Source organism: Bifidobacterium jacchi, assembly GCF_009078285.1.
Classification (GTDB): domain Bacteria; phylum Actinomycetota; class Actinomycetes; order Actinomycetales; family Bifidobacteriaceae; genus Bifidobacterium; species Bifidobacterium jacchi.
In genome coordinates this window covers 75194-91268 of the sequence record NZ_RQSP01000001.1, presented here as the reverse complement: position 1 = coordinate 91268, position 16075 = coordinate 75194, and the positions used below count along the sequence as shown (strand labels likewise).

Below are 16075 nucleotides of genomic sequence, written 5' to 3'. Positions count from 1 at the left end.
ACACGGCCGCGGGCCTCGCCTCGCTCAAGGTCAACGGCACCGCCGTCTCCGAGTCGGCGCTCGCCTCCGGCTCGTACAACACCCCGGCCCTCAAGGCCGAGGTCGAGGCGACCGGCAAGGACAACGCGTCCGTCACCGTGGTGCCCGCCTACAACGGCAAGGTCCACGTGATCACCGAATCCGAGGACCACGCCACGCGCGAGATCTTCGTGATCAACCTCGGCAAGGAGCAGCCGGACACCCCGGACTCCGACGCGCGCGACTATCCGGCCGATGACATGACCATCACCGTAGGCAGCGAGCAGAAGCCCGGCACCTCGAACGAGGGTCCGAAGGAGTTCGTCAAGGACGGCAACGTCAACACGTACTGGCACTCCAACTGGACGGCCACCACGATCAATGACCTGTGGATCGCCTTCGAGCTCAAGGAGCCGACCAAGCTCGACGCACTGCGCTATCTGCCGCGTCCGTCCGGCAGCAAGAACGGCAGCGTGACCGAGTACAAGCTCCAGATCTCCGACAACGGCACCGATTGGACCGATGCCGGCTCCGGCACCTGGGAAACCGACTATGGCTGGAAGATCGCCCAGTTCACCCAGCCGGTGACCACCAAGCACGTGCGCCTTCAGGCCGTTCATACTTACGCCGACTCCGGCATGGACAAGTTCATGTCCGCCGCCGAGATCCGCCTGCGCACGGCCAAGGAGACCGCCGACATCGCCAAGGCCGAGGTCACCGTTCCCGCCGAACTGACCGTGGACAAGGTGGATGCCGACCATCCGGCCGAGTTCGCCGAGGATCAGATCGTCGTCAAGCTCGGCGAGACGACTCTGCGCAACGGCATCGACTACGTGCTCGAATACGCGGACAACACCGCGGCCGGCACCGCCAAGGTGACGATCAAGGGCATCGACAAGTACACCGGTTCGATCGAGAAGACCTTCACGATCAAGGTCAACGAGACCAAGCCGGAGCCGGAGAAGCCGACGCTGGAGGCGATCTACGTCAAGACCGCGCCCAAGCAGGAGTACACCGAAGACGACACGCTCGACGTCAAGGGCCTGGTGCTGACGCTCTCCTACAGCGACAAGAGCGAGAAGACCGTGGCCTACGGCGACGAGAACGCCAAGGACTTCACTTTCAAGCCGGCGCTTGGCGACAAGCTTGCCACGGGCGACAAGTCCGTGACCGTCACCTATCAGGGCAAGACGACCACGTATGACATCACCGTGTCGAAGAAGACGCCGACCGTCGATCCGGACAACCCGGATCCCGATCCCAACCCCACCCCCACCCCGGATCCGGACAAGCCGACCGATGCCCGCAACGATCTCCAGCAGACCGTGGCGACCTACCTCAACAAGAATCTCAACGCGTCCAACTACACGCAGGATTCCTGGGCCGCCTACGTCGCCGCGCTGAAGAACGCGCAGCTCAAGCTCAGCCAGACCGGTACGTCCGACGCGGACCTGACCAAGGCGCTCAACGAGCTCAACGCCGCCTACGGCAAGCTTGTGCGCAAGGGCGATCAGGGTACCAACACGAACGGTCAGGGCGGCAAGGGCGACGGCACCGTCGACAAGAAGCCCGGACTGTCCGACACCGGTGCGACCGTCGCTGCGGTCGCCGCCATCGCCGCGATCGCGCTGGCAGCCGGCATCGCGCTGACGGTGGTTCGCCGTCGCCGCGCGTAACGTCGCGATCATCGGATAACAACTGAACACCGGAAGGCCGCGGCCGCTTGCACGCATCGGGATTCGATGCGCACGAGCGCCGCGGCCTTCCGCGTGCATGGCATCGCCATGGCACCGCCCGCCGGTGTCACGCTGTGCCGATAGACTCATTGGCGCAATCAAGTCCCCAAACCGTTCAAACCAGAAGGTGCATTGTGGCTGTATCCAAACTCGATGAAGTAGTGTCCCTCGCGAAGCGCCGCGGCTTCGTGTTCCCCGCCGGAGAGATCTACGGCGGCACCCGTTCCGCATGGGACTACGGTCCGCTCGGCGTGGCGCTCAAGGACAACATCAAGCGCGAATGGTGGCGCTCGATGGTCGTCACGCGCGGCGATGTCGTGGGTGTGGACACCTCCATCATCCTGCCGACCCCGGTATGGGTCGCCTCCGGCCACGTCGCCGTGTTCAACGACCCGCTGGTCGAATGCCTCAACTGCCACAAGCGCAACCGCGCCGACAAGCTGCAGGAGTCCTACGCCGAGAAGCACGGCGACCAGCTGCCAGCCAACGGCATGGCCGACATCGTGTGCCCCGACTGCGGCACGCGCGGCAAGTGGACCGAACCTCGCGACTTCAACATGATGCTGCGCACGCATCTCGGCCCGGTCGAGGACGAGAACAGCCTGCACTACCTGCGTCCGGAGACCGCGCAGGGCATCTTCGTCGACTTCAAGAACGTGATGACCTCGTCGCGCTCCAAGCCGCCGTTCGGCATCGCCAACATGGGCAAGTCGTTCCGCAACGAGATCACGCCGGGCAACTTCATCTTCCGCACCCGCGAGTTCGAGCAGATGGAGATGGAGTTCTTCGTCGAACCCGGCACCGATGAGGATTGGCATCAGTACTGGATCGACGCGCGCACCCAGTGGTATCTCGACCTCGGCGTCAAGCCCGAGAACCTGCGCCACTACGAGCATCCCAAGGAAAAGCTCGCCCACTACTCGAAGCGCACCGTTGACATCGAATACAAGTTCGGCTTCCAGGGCTCCGACTGGGGCGAGCTCGAAGGCATCGCCAACCGTACCGACTACGATCTGAGCGCGCACATGAAGCACTCCGGTGAGGACCTGAGCTACTTCAACCAGGCCACCGGCGAAAAGTACGTGCCGTACGTCATCGAGCCGGCCGCGGGCCTGACCCGTTCGCTCATGTGCTTCCTCGTGGATGCGTACGACGTGGACGAGGCGCCGAACACCAAGGGCGGCGTCGACAAGCGCACCGTGCTGCGTCTCGACCCGCGTCTGGCCCCGATCAAGGCTGCCGTGCTGCCGCTGAGCAAGAAGCCCGAGCTGCAGACCGTCGCGCAGAATCTCGCCTCCGATCTGCGCCAGCATGAATGGATGATCGACTACGACGAGGCCGGCGCGATCGGCCGCCGCTACCGTCGCGAGGACGAGATCGGCACCCCGCTGTGCATCACCGTCGATTTCGACACGCTTGACGACCAGGCCGTCACCATCCGCGATCGCGACACGATGAACCAGGAGCGTGTCTCGCTTGACAAGGTGGCCGAATACGTCGATTCGCGCATCGGCGAGAAGCGCGTGCGCGTGCCCTCCAAGCCCGTGTCGATGGGCGGCGAGGCGTGGCCGGATTCGGTGCACATCAACGAGGCCGGCGGACTGTACTGATCCGCAAGACATAGGCCCCCTCCGATGAGGGGGCCTATGTGTTCCGAACGTTTTTCCCAGTGACCAGCGAGCAGAAGACCACAGTGAGCAACACCAGCGAGACCATCATCACGGCACCGCATGAGACGGATGTCCTCGACCCGCGAACGGACGCGTCGCATACGTCGACCGATGCGGCATATGCGGCATATGCGGCCGGTTCCTCCGTTCCGGCCATCAGACCCGTGCAGATTGGTCCGATCACCGTGCCGACGCCGGTGGTGCTTTCGCCGATGGCGGGGGTGACCAACTGGCCGTTCCGCGTACTGTGCGAGGAGTACGGTCCGGACGGGCTCTACGTCGCCGAGATGATCACCGCGCGGGCGCTGGTGGCGCGCAATCCCAAGGCGTTTCGCCTGTGTCGGTTCGCACCGAGTGAGAAGATCCGCTCGTTGCAGCTGTACGGCGTGGACCCGTCGATCGTCGAACAGGCCGCGCATATCGTGGTGGACGGCGGCATGGCCGATCATGTCGATCTCAACTTCGGCTGCCCGGTGCCCAAGGTGACGCGTCGGGGCGGCGGTTCGGCGCTGCCGTGGAAGACGGACCTGTTCCGCGAGCTCATCGAGCGCGTGGTGCGCGTGTGCGGCGCGGCGAACATCCCCGTCACCGCGAAGATTCGCGTCGGCATCGACCATGAGCATGAGACGTTCCTTGAGGCGGGGCACATCGCCCAGGAGGAGGGGTGCGCGGCCGTCACGCTTCATGCGAGGACCACTGCCGAGTACTACGGCGGCCACTCCGACTGGAGCCGCATCGGCGAGCTGACCGCGGCGCTGGACATTCCGGTGTTCGGCAACGGCGACATCTGGGGTGCCGACGATGCGGTCGAGATGGTGCGGCAGACCGGTTGCGCCGGCGTCGCCATCGGTCGTGGATGCCAGGGACGTCCGTGGCTGTTCGCCGACATCCGGAACGCATTCGCCGGCAATCCGGCGCGTGTCGATCCCACGCTTGGCGAAGTGGGGCGTGTGATAGAACGGCACGCGGAGCTGCTCGTCGAATTCTATGACGGCGACGAACGCATGGCCGTGCATGATCTGCGCAAGCACGTCGCCTGGTATCTCAAGGGATACCCGGTCGGCGGTTCGACTCGTCGCGCGTTCATGGAATGCGAGAGTCTCGATGACGTGCGTCGCGAGATCGGCCTGCTCGATCCGAGCATGCGCATGAGCGAGCGGGTGCGCGACAAGCCGCGCGGCCGTGTGCGGTTCGCCAAGAAGGTGCATCTGCCGTATGGATGGCTGGACTCGCGGGTCACCACGCACGAGCAGCGGCAGACCCTGTTCGGCGATGATCCGATGGACGCGTCGTACTGACCATCCGCGCGCGATGGCATGCGCGATACCCCGTGGGCGAAATTCTTGGAAAAGTATCGTACACGCCGAAGCATTCGGGGTGAATTTCATGGGTTCTGCGCTAAAGTTGATTCTAACCGTGAGTGACAGGAGACAATGGTGAGCGAAATCGCCCAGAGTGAGCAGTTCAACGACAGAACCAACATCAAGGTCGTCGGTGTCGGTGGTGCCGGCGGCAATGCCGTCAACCGCATGATCGCCGAGGGACTGCAGAACGTCGAGTTCGTCGCCGTGAATACCGACGCCAAGGATCTGCTGCGTTCCGATGCCGATGTGAAGATCTCCCTGTCCGACAACACCAGTCGAGGGCTCGGCGCCGGAGCCGACCCGGAGAAGGGCGCGAAGGCCGCCCAGGATCATCAGTCAGACATCGAGGAGGCGCTCAAGGGCTCCGATATGGTGTTCGTGACCTGCGGCGAAGGCGGCGGCACGGGAACCGGCGCCAGCCCGATCGTGGCGAAGGCCGCGCATCAGCAGGGCGCGCTCACCATCGCCGTGGTCACTCGCCCGTTCTCATTCGAGGGGCCGCAGCGCTCCGCCTCGGCGAATCTCGGCATCGAGAACCTTCGCAAGGAGGTCGACGCGCTGATCGTCATCCCCAATGATCGTCTGCTGGAGCTTTCGGATCGCACCGTAGGCATCGTGGATGCGTTCAAGACCGCCGACACGGCATTGCTCGCCGGTGTGCAGGGCATCACCGATCTGATCACGATGAACTCGTACATCCACGTCGATTTCTCCGATGTGACCGCCATTCTGCGCGGCGCCGGCACCGCACTGTTCGGCATCGGCTCGGCGCGCGGCGAGGATCGCGCCACGCAGGCGGCGGAGATCGCCATCAGCTCGCCGCTGCTGGAGGAGAGCATCGAGGGCGCGCATGGCGCGCTCATCAACATCGCCGGTCCGACCGACCTCGGTCTTCAGGAGGCTTCCGCCGCCACCGAGCTGGTTCGCAAGGCCATCCACCCCGAGGCGCAGATCATCTGGGGTCTGGCGCTCGACGACGCCTATGGCGACGAGGTGCGCGTCACCGTCATCGCAGCAGGATTCGATGCCGTGAAGAACCCGCCCGTCAAGCCCGCAGCTCCGTTGGCGCCGTCGGTCCCCGCGCCGAACGCCGGCGTGCAGGCTCCCGCGCCGCAGGCTCCGGCCGCCGTGCCCGCACCGCAGCAGCCGGCAGCCGCGGCACCCATCCGTCAGGCGGCGTCCCAGCCGGCTCGTCCGGCGATGCCGTCGATCAGGCCGCTGCAGAGCTTCGCTCCGGCGAGCGGCGACGCCGCCTCGTTGCCGTTCGACGAGACCACCGAGCATGACGTGGTGTCCGGCTCGGATGCCGGCGATCTGGACATTCCGGATTTCCTGCGCTGAAACGTTGATCGACGCTGATCGCCGAACGATCGAAAGGAACTGTCATGGCAGGGTTCATGAAAAGCGCGATGTCCTACTTGGGCATGGCCGACGTCTCCGAGGACGAGGATCGCTACGAGGACGACGCTCCCGAGGAGCAGGGATTCGACGCCGATCGATCGGTGACGCCGATGGCATCGGCATCACCCGCATCGACGACGCAGCCGGCATCGTCCGCGTCGTCGAGAGAGGCGTCGAATCCGTTCCAGGGGCGGGTGAGCCGTATCACCACCATCCATCCGAAGACCTATGATGACGCTCAGCTGGTCGGGCGCGCCCTGCGCGACGGTGTGCCGGTGGTGCTCAATCTGTCGGACGTGCCCGAGGCGGTCGCGTATCGCATCGTGGACTTCTCCGCCGGTGTGGTGTTCGGTGTGCGCGGCTCCATCGAACGCGTCACGCCGCGCGTGTTTCTGCTCAGCCCCGCACAGGTGAACATCAAGGTCGAGGAGCCGTCGACCCCGTCGTCGGCGCACGATCTGTTCGCCGACTGATGGAACCGGCCGACTTTCCCTTCTTTTTTTCAGCATGCTCCCAGACTCGTTGGTAGGCTGGGAGCATGCTGCTTTTCATCATCCGAATGGTGATCGACCGGATCATCGACGCCTATCTGACGGTGCTGATCATTCGCATGATCCTTGATTGGGTGTCCGTGCTCGCGCCGCGCTGGTATCCGCGCGGCATCGTCGCCACCCTGATCGACGTGGTCTATCGGATCACCGAGCCGCCGCTGCGATGGCTACGGCGGTATATTCGCCCGCTTCCGATGGGACCCATCTACTTCGACGTGAGCTTCATGGTGCTGTATTTCGCGCTCATCGTCGTCAGGATTCTGATCTGATCGGGTCCCGTTACGTCCAAATCGGCGTGCTGCGGACGTCCGCCACGGATATTTGCATGAGAAAACCGCCATATTGCACGCATTGAAGCAGGGTACGTGATAGCATCGATAGTTGATACCAACACAGCGAGGCATGTGCCCAAAGCGAGGTGTAAGATTTATGGCTTTGTTGACCCCGAAGGATATCAGGGAGCATACGTTCCAGACGGTCCGATTCAAGGAAGGCTATGACGTCGACGAGGTCGACGATTTCCTCGATCAGGTAACCGAGACGGTCGAGGCGCTGGGCAAGCAGGCTGTCGCCAACGGCGCATCCACGCAGACGCTCAGCCCCGATGTCGCGAATCTGAACACGAAGATCTCCGATCTGACCGCGCAGGTGAACAAGCTCCAGCAGGAGAACGCGGCGCTCAAGGCGTCAGCCGGCAATGCCGCCGGCGAATCGCAGGCCGCTCAGGTGGCTGCCGCCAAGCTGCGTGAGGCGGAGGATTCCAACCGCGCACTCAGCCAGCAGAACGAGCAGCTCAAGGGTCAGGTCGATCAGCTCAATGCGCAGATCGATCAGCTGACCGCACAGGCCGCCAAGGCATCCGACGCCGGTGCCGCCGCTCAGCAGCTGGTCGCCGTGCAGCGTGAGCGCGACGGCTTCCGTGCCAACAACGAGAACCTGTCCCGTCAGCTCGCCGTGGCCCAGCAGCAGGTCGCCGCCGCCCAGCAGGCCGCCGCCCAGGTCAAGGAGCTGACCCGCCAGCTGGAGGAATCCAAGCAGCGCGAGAACCAGCTGCGTGCCCAGGTCGCCAAGGTCGAGCCGAGCACCGAGACCGGAAGCCTGCAGAAGATCGCCGGTGCCGCGGCTGCCGCCACGACCGAGCCGGAGCGCGCTACCGCCATGCTGACGCTGGCGATGCAGCTGCATGACCAGTACGTCGACAAGGGCAAGGCGAAGGCCAAGGAGATCACCGAGGCCAGCCAGGCGCGCTACGAGGAGACCGTCACCAAGGCGAACGACTACTCGAACCGCACCCGCACCGAGGCCGACGAATACAACAAGCGCGTCCACACCGATGCCGACGCCTACTCGGAGCGCACGCGTTCCGATGCGGACGGCTATTCGGTCAAGACCCGTCAGGATGCCGACACCTACATGCAGAACAAGCACACCGAGGCGGACGCCTACGTGCAGAACAAGCATTCCGAGGCCGACGCCTACGAGGCCGAAGTGCAGCGTCGTGCCAGCGAATACGACCAGAAGACCCGCAACGGCGCCGATGCCTACTCGGCGCAGGTGCGTGAGGCGCTGACCCAGCAGTCCAAGGTCATCGAGGGCAACATCCAGGGACTCAAGCAGTTCGAGAGCGCCTATCGTGCTCGTCTGACCGAGTTCCTCACCCAGCTGGTCTCGCAGGTGTCAGACACCAACAACTACAACCAGACCGAGCAGTCCAGCAAGTAGGCGAAGGGCTGGTTTGCTCCATGAGTACGCAACAAGGACGGTCGCGCGTGCGCGTGACCGTCTTTGCGTGTGTGGCGGCGGTCGCGCTGATCGCCGATCAGGTCACCAAGGCATGGGCTCAGGCCGCATTGGCGGATGGGCGTACCGTGCCGGTGATTCCCGGGCTGCTGTCGTTCACGCTTGTTCATAATCCTGGTGCCTCGCTTGGGCTGGGCGCATCGAGCACTTGGCTCATCACCCTGCTGGCGATCGCCGCGTGCATCGCGCTGCTGGTGTGCGCCGTACGAACCTCGTCCGCGCGTTGGTCTGCAGCGCTGGGGCTCGCATTCGCGGGAGCCGCGGGCAATCTCATCGATCGCATCGCCTACGCTGATGGATTCCTCAACGGCAAGGTCGTGGATTTTCTCAACTACGGCTGGTCCGTGGGCAATGTCGCCGACATCGCGCTGGTGTTCGCTGCCGCCGCGATGGTGCTGCTGATAGCGTGTTCCGTGCCGTTCTCCGACCGCGATCCGGAATCCGACAGCGGTCGTATATCCGACCGCGCATCCGACCGTGCCTCCGACCGCGATGGCGGGTCCGCCGATGTCGAGCAGGACGCCGGGCAGGCCATCGAGCATGACGCAGGCGACGAGCGCCGTAGGGAGGTTTCGCAGGAGGCCGGCGCATGAGTCGTCTCGTTCCCGCCCCCGACGCGCTTGTCGGTCGTCGCTTCGACGTCGCCGTCGCCAAGATGCTGGGCATATCGCGCGCGAAGGCCAGCGAACTGATCGAAACCGGTCAGGCTCGCGTGCTAGGTCGTGCCATCGCCAAGTCGGGTGCCCTGGCTGCGGGCGACACCGTGGAATTCGACATCGCCGACGAGCGGCACGAACCGGAGCCCATTGCCACGGACATGGCCGTCGTCTATGAGGACGATGACGTCGTGGTCGTTGATAAGCCGGTCGGCGTGGCCGCCCATGCCAGTGTGGGCTGGACCGGGCCGACGGTGCTCGGCTCGCTGCGCGACCGGGGTGTGCGCGTCAGCTCCTATGGCGCAGCCGGGCGTGAGGGCATCGTCTCCAGACTCGATGTCGGCACCTCGGGTCTCATGCTGGTATGCAAGTCCGATCTCGCCTACGTCGAAATGCGACGGCAGTTCTCGGCGCACGAGGTCGTCAAGACGTATCATGCGCTGGTCCAGGGCAATCTCACGCAGAACAAGGCGACCATCGAGGCGCCGATCGGACGGGCCAAGGTGGCTGACTTCCGATTCTGCGTCACGCCGTCCGGCAAGCCCGCCGTCACGCATTGGGACGTGTTGGAGCGCTTCGGCGAGGCGACGCTGGCGAGCGTGAACCTCGAGACCGGGCGCACGCATCAGATCCGTGTGCACTTCTCCTCGATCGGCCACCCGCTGGTGGGCGACGCGATGTACGGCGCGAATCCCGTGCTGGCGGCGCAGTTGGGCTTGGAACGCCAGTGGCTGCATGCAGTGCAGCTGGAGTTCCGTCACCCGCGCACCCACGTGTGGACCACGGTCAAGTCAAGCTATCCTGCGGATCTGGCGCATTCGCTTGAACTGATGAGGGCCCGTCACGCCGATGATGCGGATCGGCCCGCCGGAGCATGACGGCGCACGCCACGCGCAGGCTGGCGCCGATCAGCAGCAGCGTGGGCATCACGATCATCAGCAGGGATGCGCCTATCAGCACCAGAGCGTCGGCGGGATGATAGACGCCTCTGTTGAGATACAGGAACGCGGCGATCGCCAACGCGGCAAGAACGGCTGCGATCAGCAGCAGCGTTCGTGACGCCGCGCGCAGGCCGCGTATCGTTCTCATGCGGTCGGACGGCGGTCCGATGCCGCCGCCCGCGTCTGCGGGGCGGCATCGGACCGCATCGAGGGGATCGGGTGCGTATGGATGCTGGGTTTGCATGGCTGGGTTCCTTTCCATGGCACCGCTGTCGTCGCCGGTGATTTCGTGGTTTGCGATTTCGCTGTTCTCGATTGTCGATGCCGGCGGGGCGGTGTCTGTGGCGGTTGTCGTGGCGGTGGTTGTCGTGTCCGGATCCGCACCGATTCGGATGCCGTGCGCCAATCATCCATGATCCCGCCGTCGCGCGCAAGTCGAAACGGGGGCTGTGGACGGAACCTCGAAGTTATCCACAATGCGCGCGTCACCGCCGTCGCGTCTGCTGTCGTCGCCGCGGGCACAGCTCCTGCCACCACGCCATCCTCCGCCGCGCCATCCGGTGATCGGCACGCCGGATGGTATGGTGAAACGCATGGCTGAATCGGCAAACTTCGTCCATCTGCACAACCACACGCACTATTCGCTGCTTGACGGCGCCTCGAAGATCCCCAATCTCGTCAATCGGGTCAAGGAGCTTGGCATGCCGGCCGTGGCGATCACCGACCATGGCAACATGCACGGTGCGTACGAGCTGTGGAGCACCGCGGTCAATGCCGGCATCAAGCCGATCATCGGCATCGAGGCGTACGTGACGCCGGAGACCGCCCGTCAGGACAAGACCCGCGTCCACTGGGGCACCGAGGCGCAGCGTCGCGACGACGTCTCCGGCGGCGGTCTGATCACCCATCTGACGATGTGGGCGGAGAACGACGAGGGACTGGTCAACCTCATCAAGGCGAGCTCGGTCGCGAACCTTGAGGGCCGCGTCATGCGCTATCCGCGTATGGACAAGGAGGTGCTCTCCACCTACTCGAAGGGCGTGATCGCGTCGTCCGGCTGCCCGTCGGGCATCATCCAGACCCGTCTGCGGCTCGGTCAGTTCGATGAGGCGCTGCGTGCGGCGGGCGAGTTCCAGGACATCTTCGGTCGCGACAACTTCTACATCGAGCTCATGGATCACGGCCTGACCATCGAGACGCAGGTCACGTCCGGTCTTTTGGAGATCGCGAAGCGGCTCAACGCGCCGCTGCTGGCCACCAACGACTCGCACTACGTGCTGGAGGAGGACAAGGACGCGCAGGATGCGATGCTGTGCATCAACTCCGGCGACACGCTTGACAATCCCGACCGGTTCAAATTCGAGGGGTCCGGCTACTACATCAAGTCCGCGCAGCAGATGCGCGAGCTGTTCAGGGATTACCCCGAGGCATGCGATCATACGATCGACATCGCGGAGCGCTGCAATGTCATGTTCGACGACCACGAGGACGGCGCATTCATGCCCCAGTTCGACTGTCCGGAGGGCTGGGATGAGACCTCGCTGTTCCTGAAGAAGGTCGAGGAGGGGCTTGAAAAGCGCTATGACGGGCATCCGCCGCTGGAGGTGCTCAAGCAGGCCGACTATGAGTGCGGCGTGATCTGCCAGATGCAGTTCTGCGGCTACTTCCTGGTCGTCGCCGACTACATCAACTGGGCGAAGAGCCACGGCGTGATGGTCGGGCCCGGCCGAGGCTCGGCCGCAGGCGCGATGGTGGCCTATGCGATGGGCATCACCGAGCTCGACCCGCTCAAGCACGGTCTGATCTTCGAGAGGTTCCTGAACCCGGAGCGCGTCTCCCTGCCGGATATCGATGTGGACTTCGACCCTGAGGGGCGCATGCGCGTGCTCGACTATGTGGGCGAGAAGTATGGGCGCGACAAGGTCGCCCAGTGCGTGATCTACGGCACGATCAAGACCAAGCAGGCGCTCAAGGACTCCGCCCGCATCATGGGATACGAGTTCTCGATGGGCGAGAAGGTCACCAAGGCGCTGCCCCCGGCGGCGACCGGCGGCAAGGACATCAGCCTGCACGACATCTTCGATCCCACAGCGAAGCGCTACGCCGAGGCGCGCGAATACCGGGAGCTCTACGAATCCGACCCCGACGCTCGCCGCATCACCGACGAGGCGAAGGGCATCGAGGGACTGATCCGCCAGACCGGCGTGCATGCGTGCGCCACGATCATGGGCAGCGAGCCGATCACCGACACGTCGCCGCTGCTGGAGCGCACCGACGGCACGATCACGACCACGTTCGAATACCATACGTGCGAGACGCTCGGCTTGGTCAAAATGGACTTCCTCGGCCTGTCCAACCTCACGATCATCCGCGACACGCTCACCAACATACGCAACAACGGCAAGGAGGCGATCGAATACACGAAGATCCCGCTCGACGACAAGCCGACATACGATCTGCTCTCCCGCGGCGACACGCTCGGCGTGTTCCAGCTCGATGGCGACGGCATGCGTTCGCTGCTGCGCACGCTCAAACCCACCAACTTCAACGACATCTCCGCACTTATCGCCCTGTACCGACCGGGCCCGATGTCGATGGAGTCGCACACCAACTACGCCAAGCGCAAGAACGGTCTGCAGAAGATCACGCCGATCCATCCCGAACTGGACGAGCCGCTCAAGCAGGTGCTCGACGAGACCTACGGTCTGATCATCTATCAGGAGCAGGTGCAGTCGGCCGCGCGAATCCTCGCCGGCTACTCGCTCGGCAAGGCCGACGTGCTGCGCCGCGCGATGGGCAAGAAGAAGCCCGAGGTGCTGGCCAAGGAGAAGGTCCCGTTCTTCGCCGGCATGAAGGAGCACGGCTACTCGGAGGAGGCCGCCGAGGCGATCTGGGAGATTCTGGTCCCGTTCTCCGGCTATGCGTTCAACAAGGCGCATTCGGCCGCCTATGGGCTGATCTCGTATTGGACCGCCTATCTCAAGACCCATTATCCGGTCGAGTTCATGGCGGCGCTGCTGCAGGGCGCGGCCAACAACAAGGACAAGACCGCGCTCTACCTCGGCGAGGCGCGGCGCATGGGCATCCAGGTGCTCTCGCCGGACGTCAACGAATCCGTCTACGAATACTCCGCGGTCGGCAACGTCGTGCGTTTCGGCCTCGGCGCGATTCGCAACGTCGGCGAGAACGCCGTGCGTGACATCATCGCCGAGCGGGGCAGCGGACGCGGCAAATACGTGAACTTCATGGACTTCATCCGCCGCGTGCCGCTGAGCGCCCTCAACAAGCGCCTCGTCGAATCGCTGATCAAGGCGGGCGCGTTCGACTCCATCGACCCGAACCGTCGCGCGCTGTTCACCGTGCACGAGGCCGCCATCGACTCGGTGGTCGGATTGAAGCGCAAGCAGGCGGAGGGCCAGTTCGACCTGTTCGCCGACGCCGACGACGGGGGAGCGGCCACGATGGGCGATGCCGACGTCAACGTGCCCGACATCGAGGAGTGGGACAAGAAGACCAAGCTCAACTTCGAACGCGAGATGCTTGGCCTGTACGTCTCCGATCATCCGCTCTCCGGCATGCAGGCGGTGCTCGCCGGATTGCGCGAGATGTCGATCGCGCACCTGATCGACCGTGCCAAGACCATGCCTGACGGCCAGCAGGTCACGCTCGCCGGGCTGATCACCAGCGTGGATCGCCGTGTCTCCAAGAAGGGCAACCCCTGGGCCATCGTCACCATCGAGGACATGGAAAGCTCGATCCAGTGCATGTTCTTCGGCAAGGTGTACGAAGCGGCCGCGACCGAGCTCAAGATCGACACGGTCGTTCAGGTGCGCGGTCAGGTCGAGCTGCGCGATGAGACGGTGTCGCTGCGAGCCACTGACATGCAGGTGCCGGCGTTGGAATCCGCCGAGGAGCGACCGGTGACGATCACGCTGCCGATGGCCGCGTTGGGCGGCGATTCGGTGCATCGTCTGGCGCAGGTGCTGACCAATCATCCCGGATACTGTGAGGTCAGACTCGCCATACTCGACGATTCCGGCAATGCGCAGGTGCTCACGTTCGGCGACCGGTTCCGCGTCAAACGCGACACGTCGTTGTTCGCTGAGATCAAGATCCTGTTCGGCGCGAACTGTCTGCCGGCGGCGTGATGGCGTCTGCCGTGCTTCGTGAGCGGTTTCACAGCAGCGTTCCGAGCGGCCGGCATCGAATACGACTACTATGGCAACTGCGTCGGCCGCATAGGCCGGTCGCGCGGTTTCGGTCGCGCGGTTTCGGTCGCGCGGTTTCGTCATGCGAGAAAAGAGGCACTGATGGGTGAGGATCGGCCATTGCGAGCACCGCAGTTGACGTTGAATGACAAGGCGCATTCCGTCATTCCGCAGATCGGATTCGGCACGTTCCAGATTCCTCCCGAGGACACGCAGCGTGCGGTCGAGGAGGCGTTGGAGATCGGCTACCGGCATATCGACACCGCGGCGGCCTATTACAACGAGGAGCAGGTGGGCGATGCGCTCAAGGCCACCGGCATGGCCGGCAAGGTGTGGGTCACCACCAAGCTGCGCAACTGCGATCAGGGCTACGATTCGGCCATGGTCGCCTTCGAGGAGTCCCGTCGCAAGCTCAAGGTCGATGTGATCGACATGTATCTGATTCACTGGCCGTTCGCCGCCGCCGGATTCTACAAGGAGACCTGGCAGGCGCTGCTGAGACTGCGCAACGAGGGTGCGGTGCGCGTGCCGGCCGTCAGCAATTTCCTTCCCGAGCATCTGCGCGCCGTGATCGACGACTCCGGTGAGGCGCCGGCCGTCAACCAGATCGAGGTGCATCCGCGGTTCAGCCAGCCGGGCAATCTCGCCTTCTGCCGGGCGCATGGCATCGTCGCCGAGGCGTACAGTCCGCTCGGTCATGGCAGGGACATCGATTCCGAGCCTGTCGTCGCTGCCGCCAAGGCTCATGGCGTCACTCCGGCGCAGGTCGTGCTGCGCTGGCATACGCAGGAGGGCCGCATCATTATTCCCAAGTCGAAGCATGTCGAGCGCATGAAGGCGAATCTTGCCAGCGCCGGTTTCGATCTGACCGAGGCGGAGCTGGCTGCGATCGACGCACTGCATGATCCGCACGGCAATGTGAGCGCTGATCCGGCCACGTTCACGCATTCGCAGTCGTGGGCCGACCAGCATGTGCGCGGCAACATCTGACTCCATTGGGTCGGCTGACTGCGCAGCGTCTGACGGCTGTGTCCGACTTGGTGGCTTGGCTGATTCGGCCGGAGTGAGTGGTCCAGCCGATTCGGTTGGTTCGGCGGGGTCCAGCGGCTCGTGTGGTTCGGCTGGACTGACTGGTCCGGCTGGACTGTTCGCAGTGAAGTCTGACCCGGCTGAATCCGGCGAGGCGATGCTGGCGACGGATTCGTCCGCGTTTCGCGGGCAGGAACGAGCTGACTGGATCGCGGCGACGCTGGATCGGCTGTCGTATTCGGCGTTCCGGTCGAAGTTCCAGTTGAGCGAGCAGGATCGGGCCTATGCGCGTGCCAAGGGCAAGGTGACGATCGACCGGCATGCCCATGAGATGCTGCGCTCGCGTGTCGGCGAGGCACAGCCGCGCAATGATGGTCGGCAAACCCCGTGGAAAGGTCACCCGGTGTTCACTGCGCAGCATGCAACGGCCACCTGTTGCCGCGGTTGCATCGCCAAGTGGCATGGGATCGCCAAGGGCCGTGAACTCACCGACGATGAGGTCGACCGACTCGCCGCTCTCGTCATGGCGTGGATCGAGCGTGATCTGCGCAACCATCCCGTGCGCTAGCGGTCTGTCTCGCGGATGGTCTCTCTGATGATCGAGCCTTGCAGTGTCCGGCTGTCTTCTCAAGTCGGTCTCGTCGCCGCAGCTGTTGCCGCAGCCACGCGATGAAAAAAAATGACTGTTTTTTCATCGCGTG

At 64.2% G+C, this 16075-nt stretch carries 13 protein-coding genes; 12 read left to right on the top strand and 1 reads right to left on the bottom strand.

Translation table 11 applies throughout. The features are described from left to right. The 9 genes from EHS19_RS11205 to EHS19_RS00330 form a co-directional block, all read left to right on the top strand. The coding region (locus EHS19_RS11205; RefSeq protein ID WP_241676975.1) for a discoidin domain-containing protein at positions 1-1694 on the top strand (1694 nt) is incomplete at its 5' end. A gap of 194 nt (positions 1695-1888) precedes the next feature. Then, complete coding sequence (locus EHS19_RS00365) at positions 1889-3364, top strand: glycine--tRNA ligase (RefSeq protein ID WP_151915819.1); 1476 nt, start codon at positions 1889-1891, stop codon at positions 3362-3364. Positions 3365-3402: 38 nt separating this feature from the next. After that, the gene (dusB, locus tag EHS19_RS00360; RefSeq protein ID WP_241676974.1) at positions 3403-4722 is read left to right on the top strand and encodes a tRNA dihydrouridine synthase DusB; all 1320 of its coding nucleotides are present in this window, start codon (positions 3403-3405) and stop codon (positions 4720-4722) included. A gap of 138 nt (positions 4723-4860) precedes the next feature. Beyond that, positions 4861-6129: a cell division protein FtsZ gene (gene ftsZ / locus EHS19_RS00355; RefSeq protein WP_151915874.1), complete on the top strand. Its 1269-nt coding sequence runs from the start codon at positions 4861-4863 to the stop codon at positions 6127-6129. Between the two features lie 44 nt (positions 6130-6173). Continuing rightward, a complete protein-coding gene (locus tag EHS19_RS00350; RefSeq protein ID WP_151915818.1) occupies positions 6174-6662 on the top strand; it encodes a cell division protein SepF in 489 nt (162 codons plus the stop codon). 65 nt (positions 6663-6727) lie between these two features. Beyond that, positions 6728-7009, top strand: coding sequence for a YggT family protein (locus EHS19_RS00345; protein ID WP_151915817.1), 282 nt, complete (start codon positions 6728-6730; stop codon positions 7007-7009). A gap of 160 nt (positions 7010-7169) precedes the next feature. Next, positions 7170-8462 (top strand): DivIVA domain-containing protein, encoded by a 1293-nt coding sequence (locus tag EHS19_RS00340; RefSeq protein ID WP_151915816.1) that lies wholly within the window; start codon positions 7170-7172, stop codon positions 8460-8462. A 20-nt stretch (positions 8463-8482) separates the two neighbouring features. After that, positions 8483-9133: a signal peptidase II gene (locus EHS19_RS00335; protein ID WP_151915815.1), complete on the top strand. Its 651-nt coding sequence runs from the start codon at positions 8483-8485 to the stop codon at positions 9131-9133. Then, positions 9130-10074 (top strand): RluA family pseudouridine synthase, encoded by a 945-nt coding sequence (locus EHS19_RS00330; RefSeq protein WP_151915814.1) that lies wholly within the window; start codon positions 9130-9132, stop codon positions 10072-10074. Before EHS19_RS00335 ends, EHS19_RS00330 begins: the two co-directional genes overlap by 4 nt. Here EHS19_RS00330 and EHS19_RS00325 read toward each other — a convergent pair. Then, positions 9983-10543 carry a hypothetical protein gene (locus tag EHS19_RS00325; protein WP_151915813.1) on the bottom strand — a complete coding sequence of 187 codons (561 nt, stop codon included), beginning with the start codon at positions 10541-10543 and terminating at the stop codon, positions 9983-9985. The two genes, EHS19_RS00330 and EHS19_RS00325, sit on opposite strands and share 92 nt — an antisense overlap. 187 nt (positions 10544-10730) lie before the next feature. Between EHS19_RS00325 and dnaE the strand changes: the two genes are divergently transcribed. From dnaE to EHS19_RS00310, 3 genes are all read left to right on the top strand, one after another. Continuing rightward, the gene (gene dnaE / locus EHS19_RS00320; protein ID WP_175578210.1) at positions 10731-14285 is read left to right on the top strand and encodes a DNA polymerase III subunit alpha; all 3555 of its coding nucleotides are present in this window, start codon (positions 10731-10733) and stop codon (positions 14283-14285) included. A gap of 162 nt (positions 14286-14447) precedes the next feature. After that, complete coding sequence (locus EHS19_RS00315) at positions 14448-15335, top strand: aldo/keto reductase (protein ID WP_151915811.1); 888 nt, start codon at positions 14448-14450, stop codon at positions 15333-15335. Between the two features lie 196 nt (positions 15336-15531). After that, positions 15532-15942, top strand: a complete 411-nt coding sequence (locus tag EHS19_RS00310; RefSeq protein ID WP_151915873.1) for a DUF4186 domain-containing protein — start codon at positions 15532-15534, stop codon at positions 15940-15942. The last annotated feature ends 133 nt before the right edge of the window (positions 15943-16075 follow it).

Bases quoted from the DNA above. Each gene is read 5' to 3' on its own strand.
- dnaE (WP_175578210.1), top strand. From the start codon at position 10,731: ATGGCTGAATCGGCAAACTTCGTCCATCTGCACAACCACACGCACTAT.
- EHS19_RS00340 (WP_151915816.1), top strand. From the start codon at position 7,170: ATGGCTTTGTTGACCCCGAAGGATATCAGGGAGCATACGTTCCAGACG.
- EHS19_RS00345 (WP_151915817.1), top strand. From the start codon at position 6,728: ATGCTGCTTTTCATCATCCGAATGGTGATCGACCGGATCATCGACGCC.
- EHS19_RS00335 (WP_151915815.1), top strand. From the start codon at position 8,483: ATGAGTACGCAACAAGGACGGTCGCGCGTGCGCGTGACCGTCTTTGCG.
- EHS19_RS00330 (WP_151915814.1), top strand. From the start codon at position 9,130: ATGAGTCGTCTCGTTCCCGCCCCCGACGCGCTTGTCGGTCGTCGCTTC.
- EHS19_RS00350 (WP_151915818.1), top strand. From the start codon at position 6,174: ATGGCAGGGTTCATGAAAAGCGCGATGTCCTACTTGGGCATGGCCGAC.
- EHS19_RS00310 (WP_151915873.1), top strand. From the start codon at position 15,532: ATGCTGGCGACGGATTCGTCCGCGTTTCGCGGGCAGGAACGAGCTGAC.
- EHS19_RS00315 (WP_151915811.1), top strand. From the start codon at position 14,448: ATGGGTGAGGATCGGCCATTGCGAGCACCGCAGTTGACGTTGAATGAC.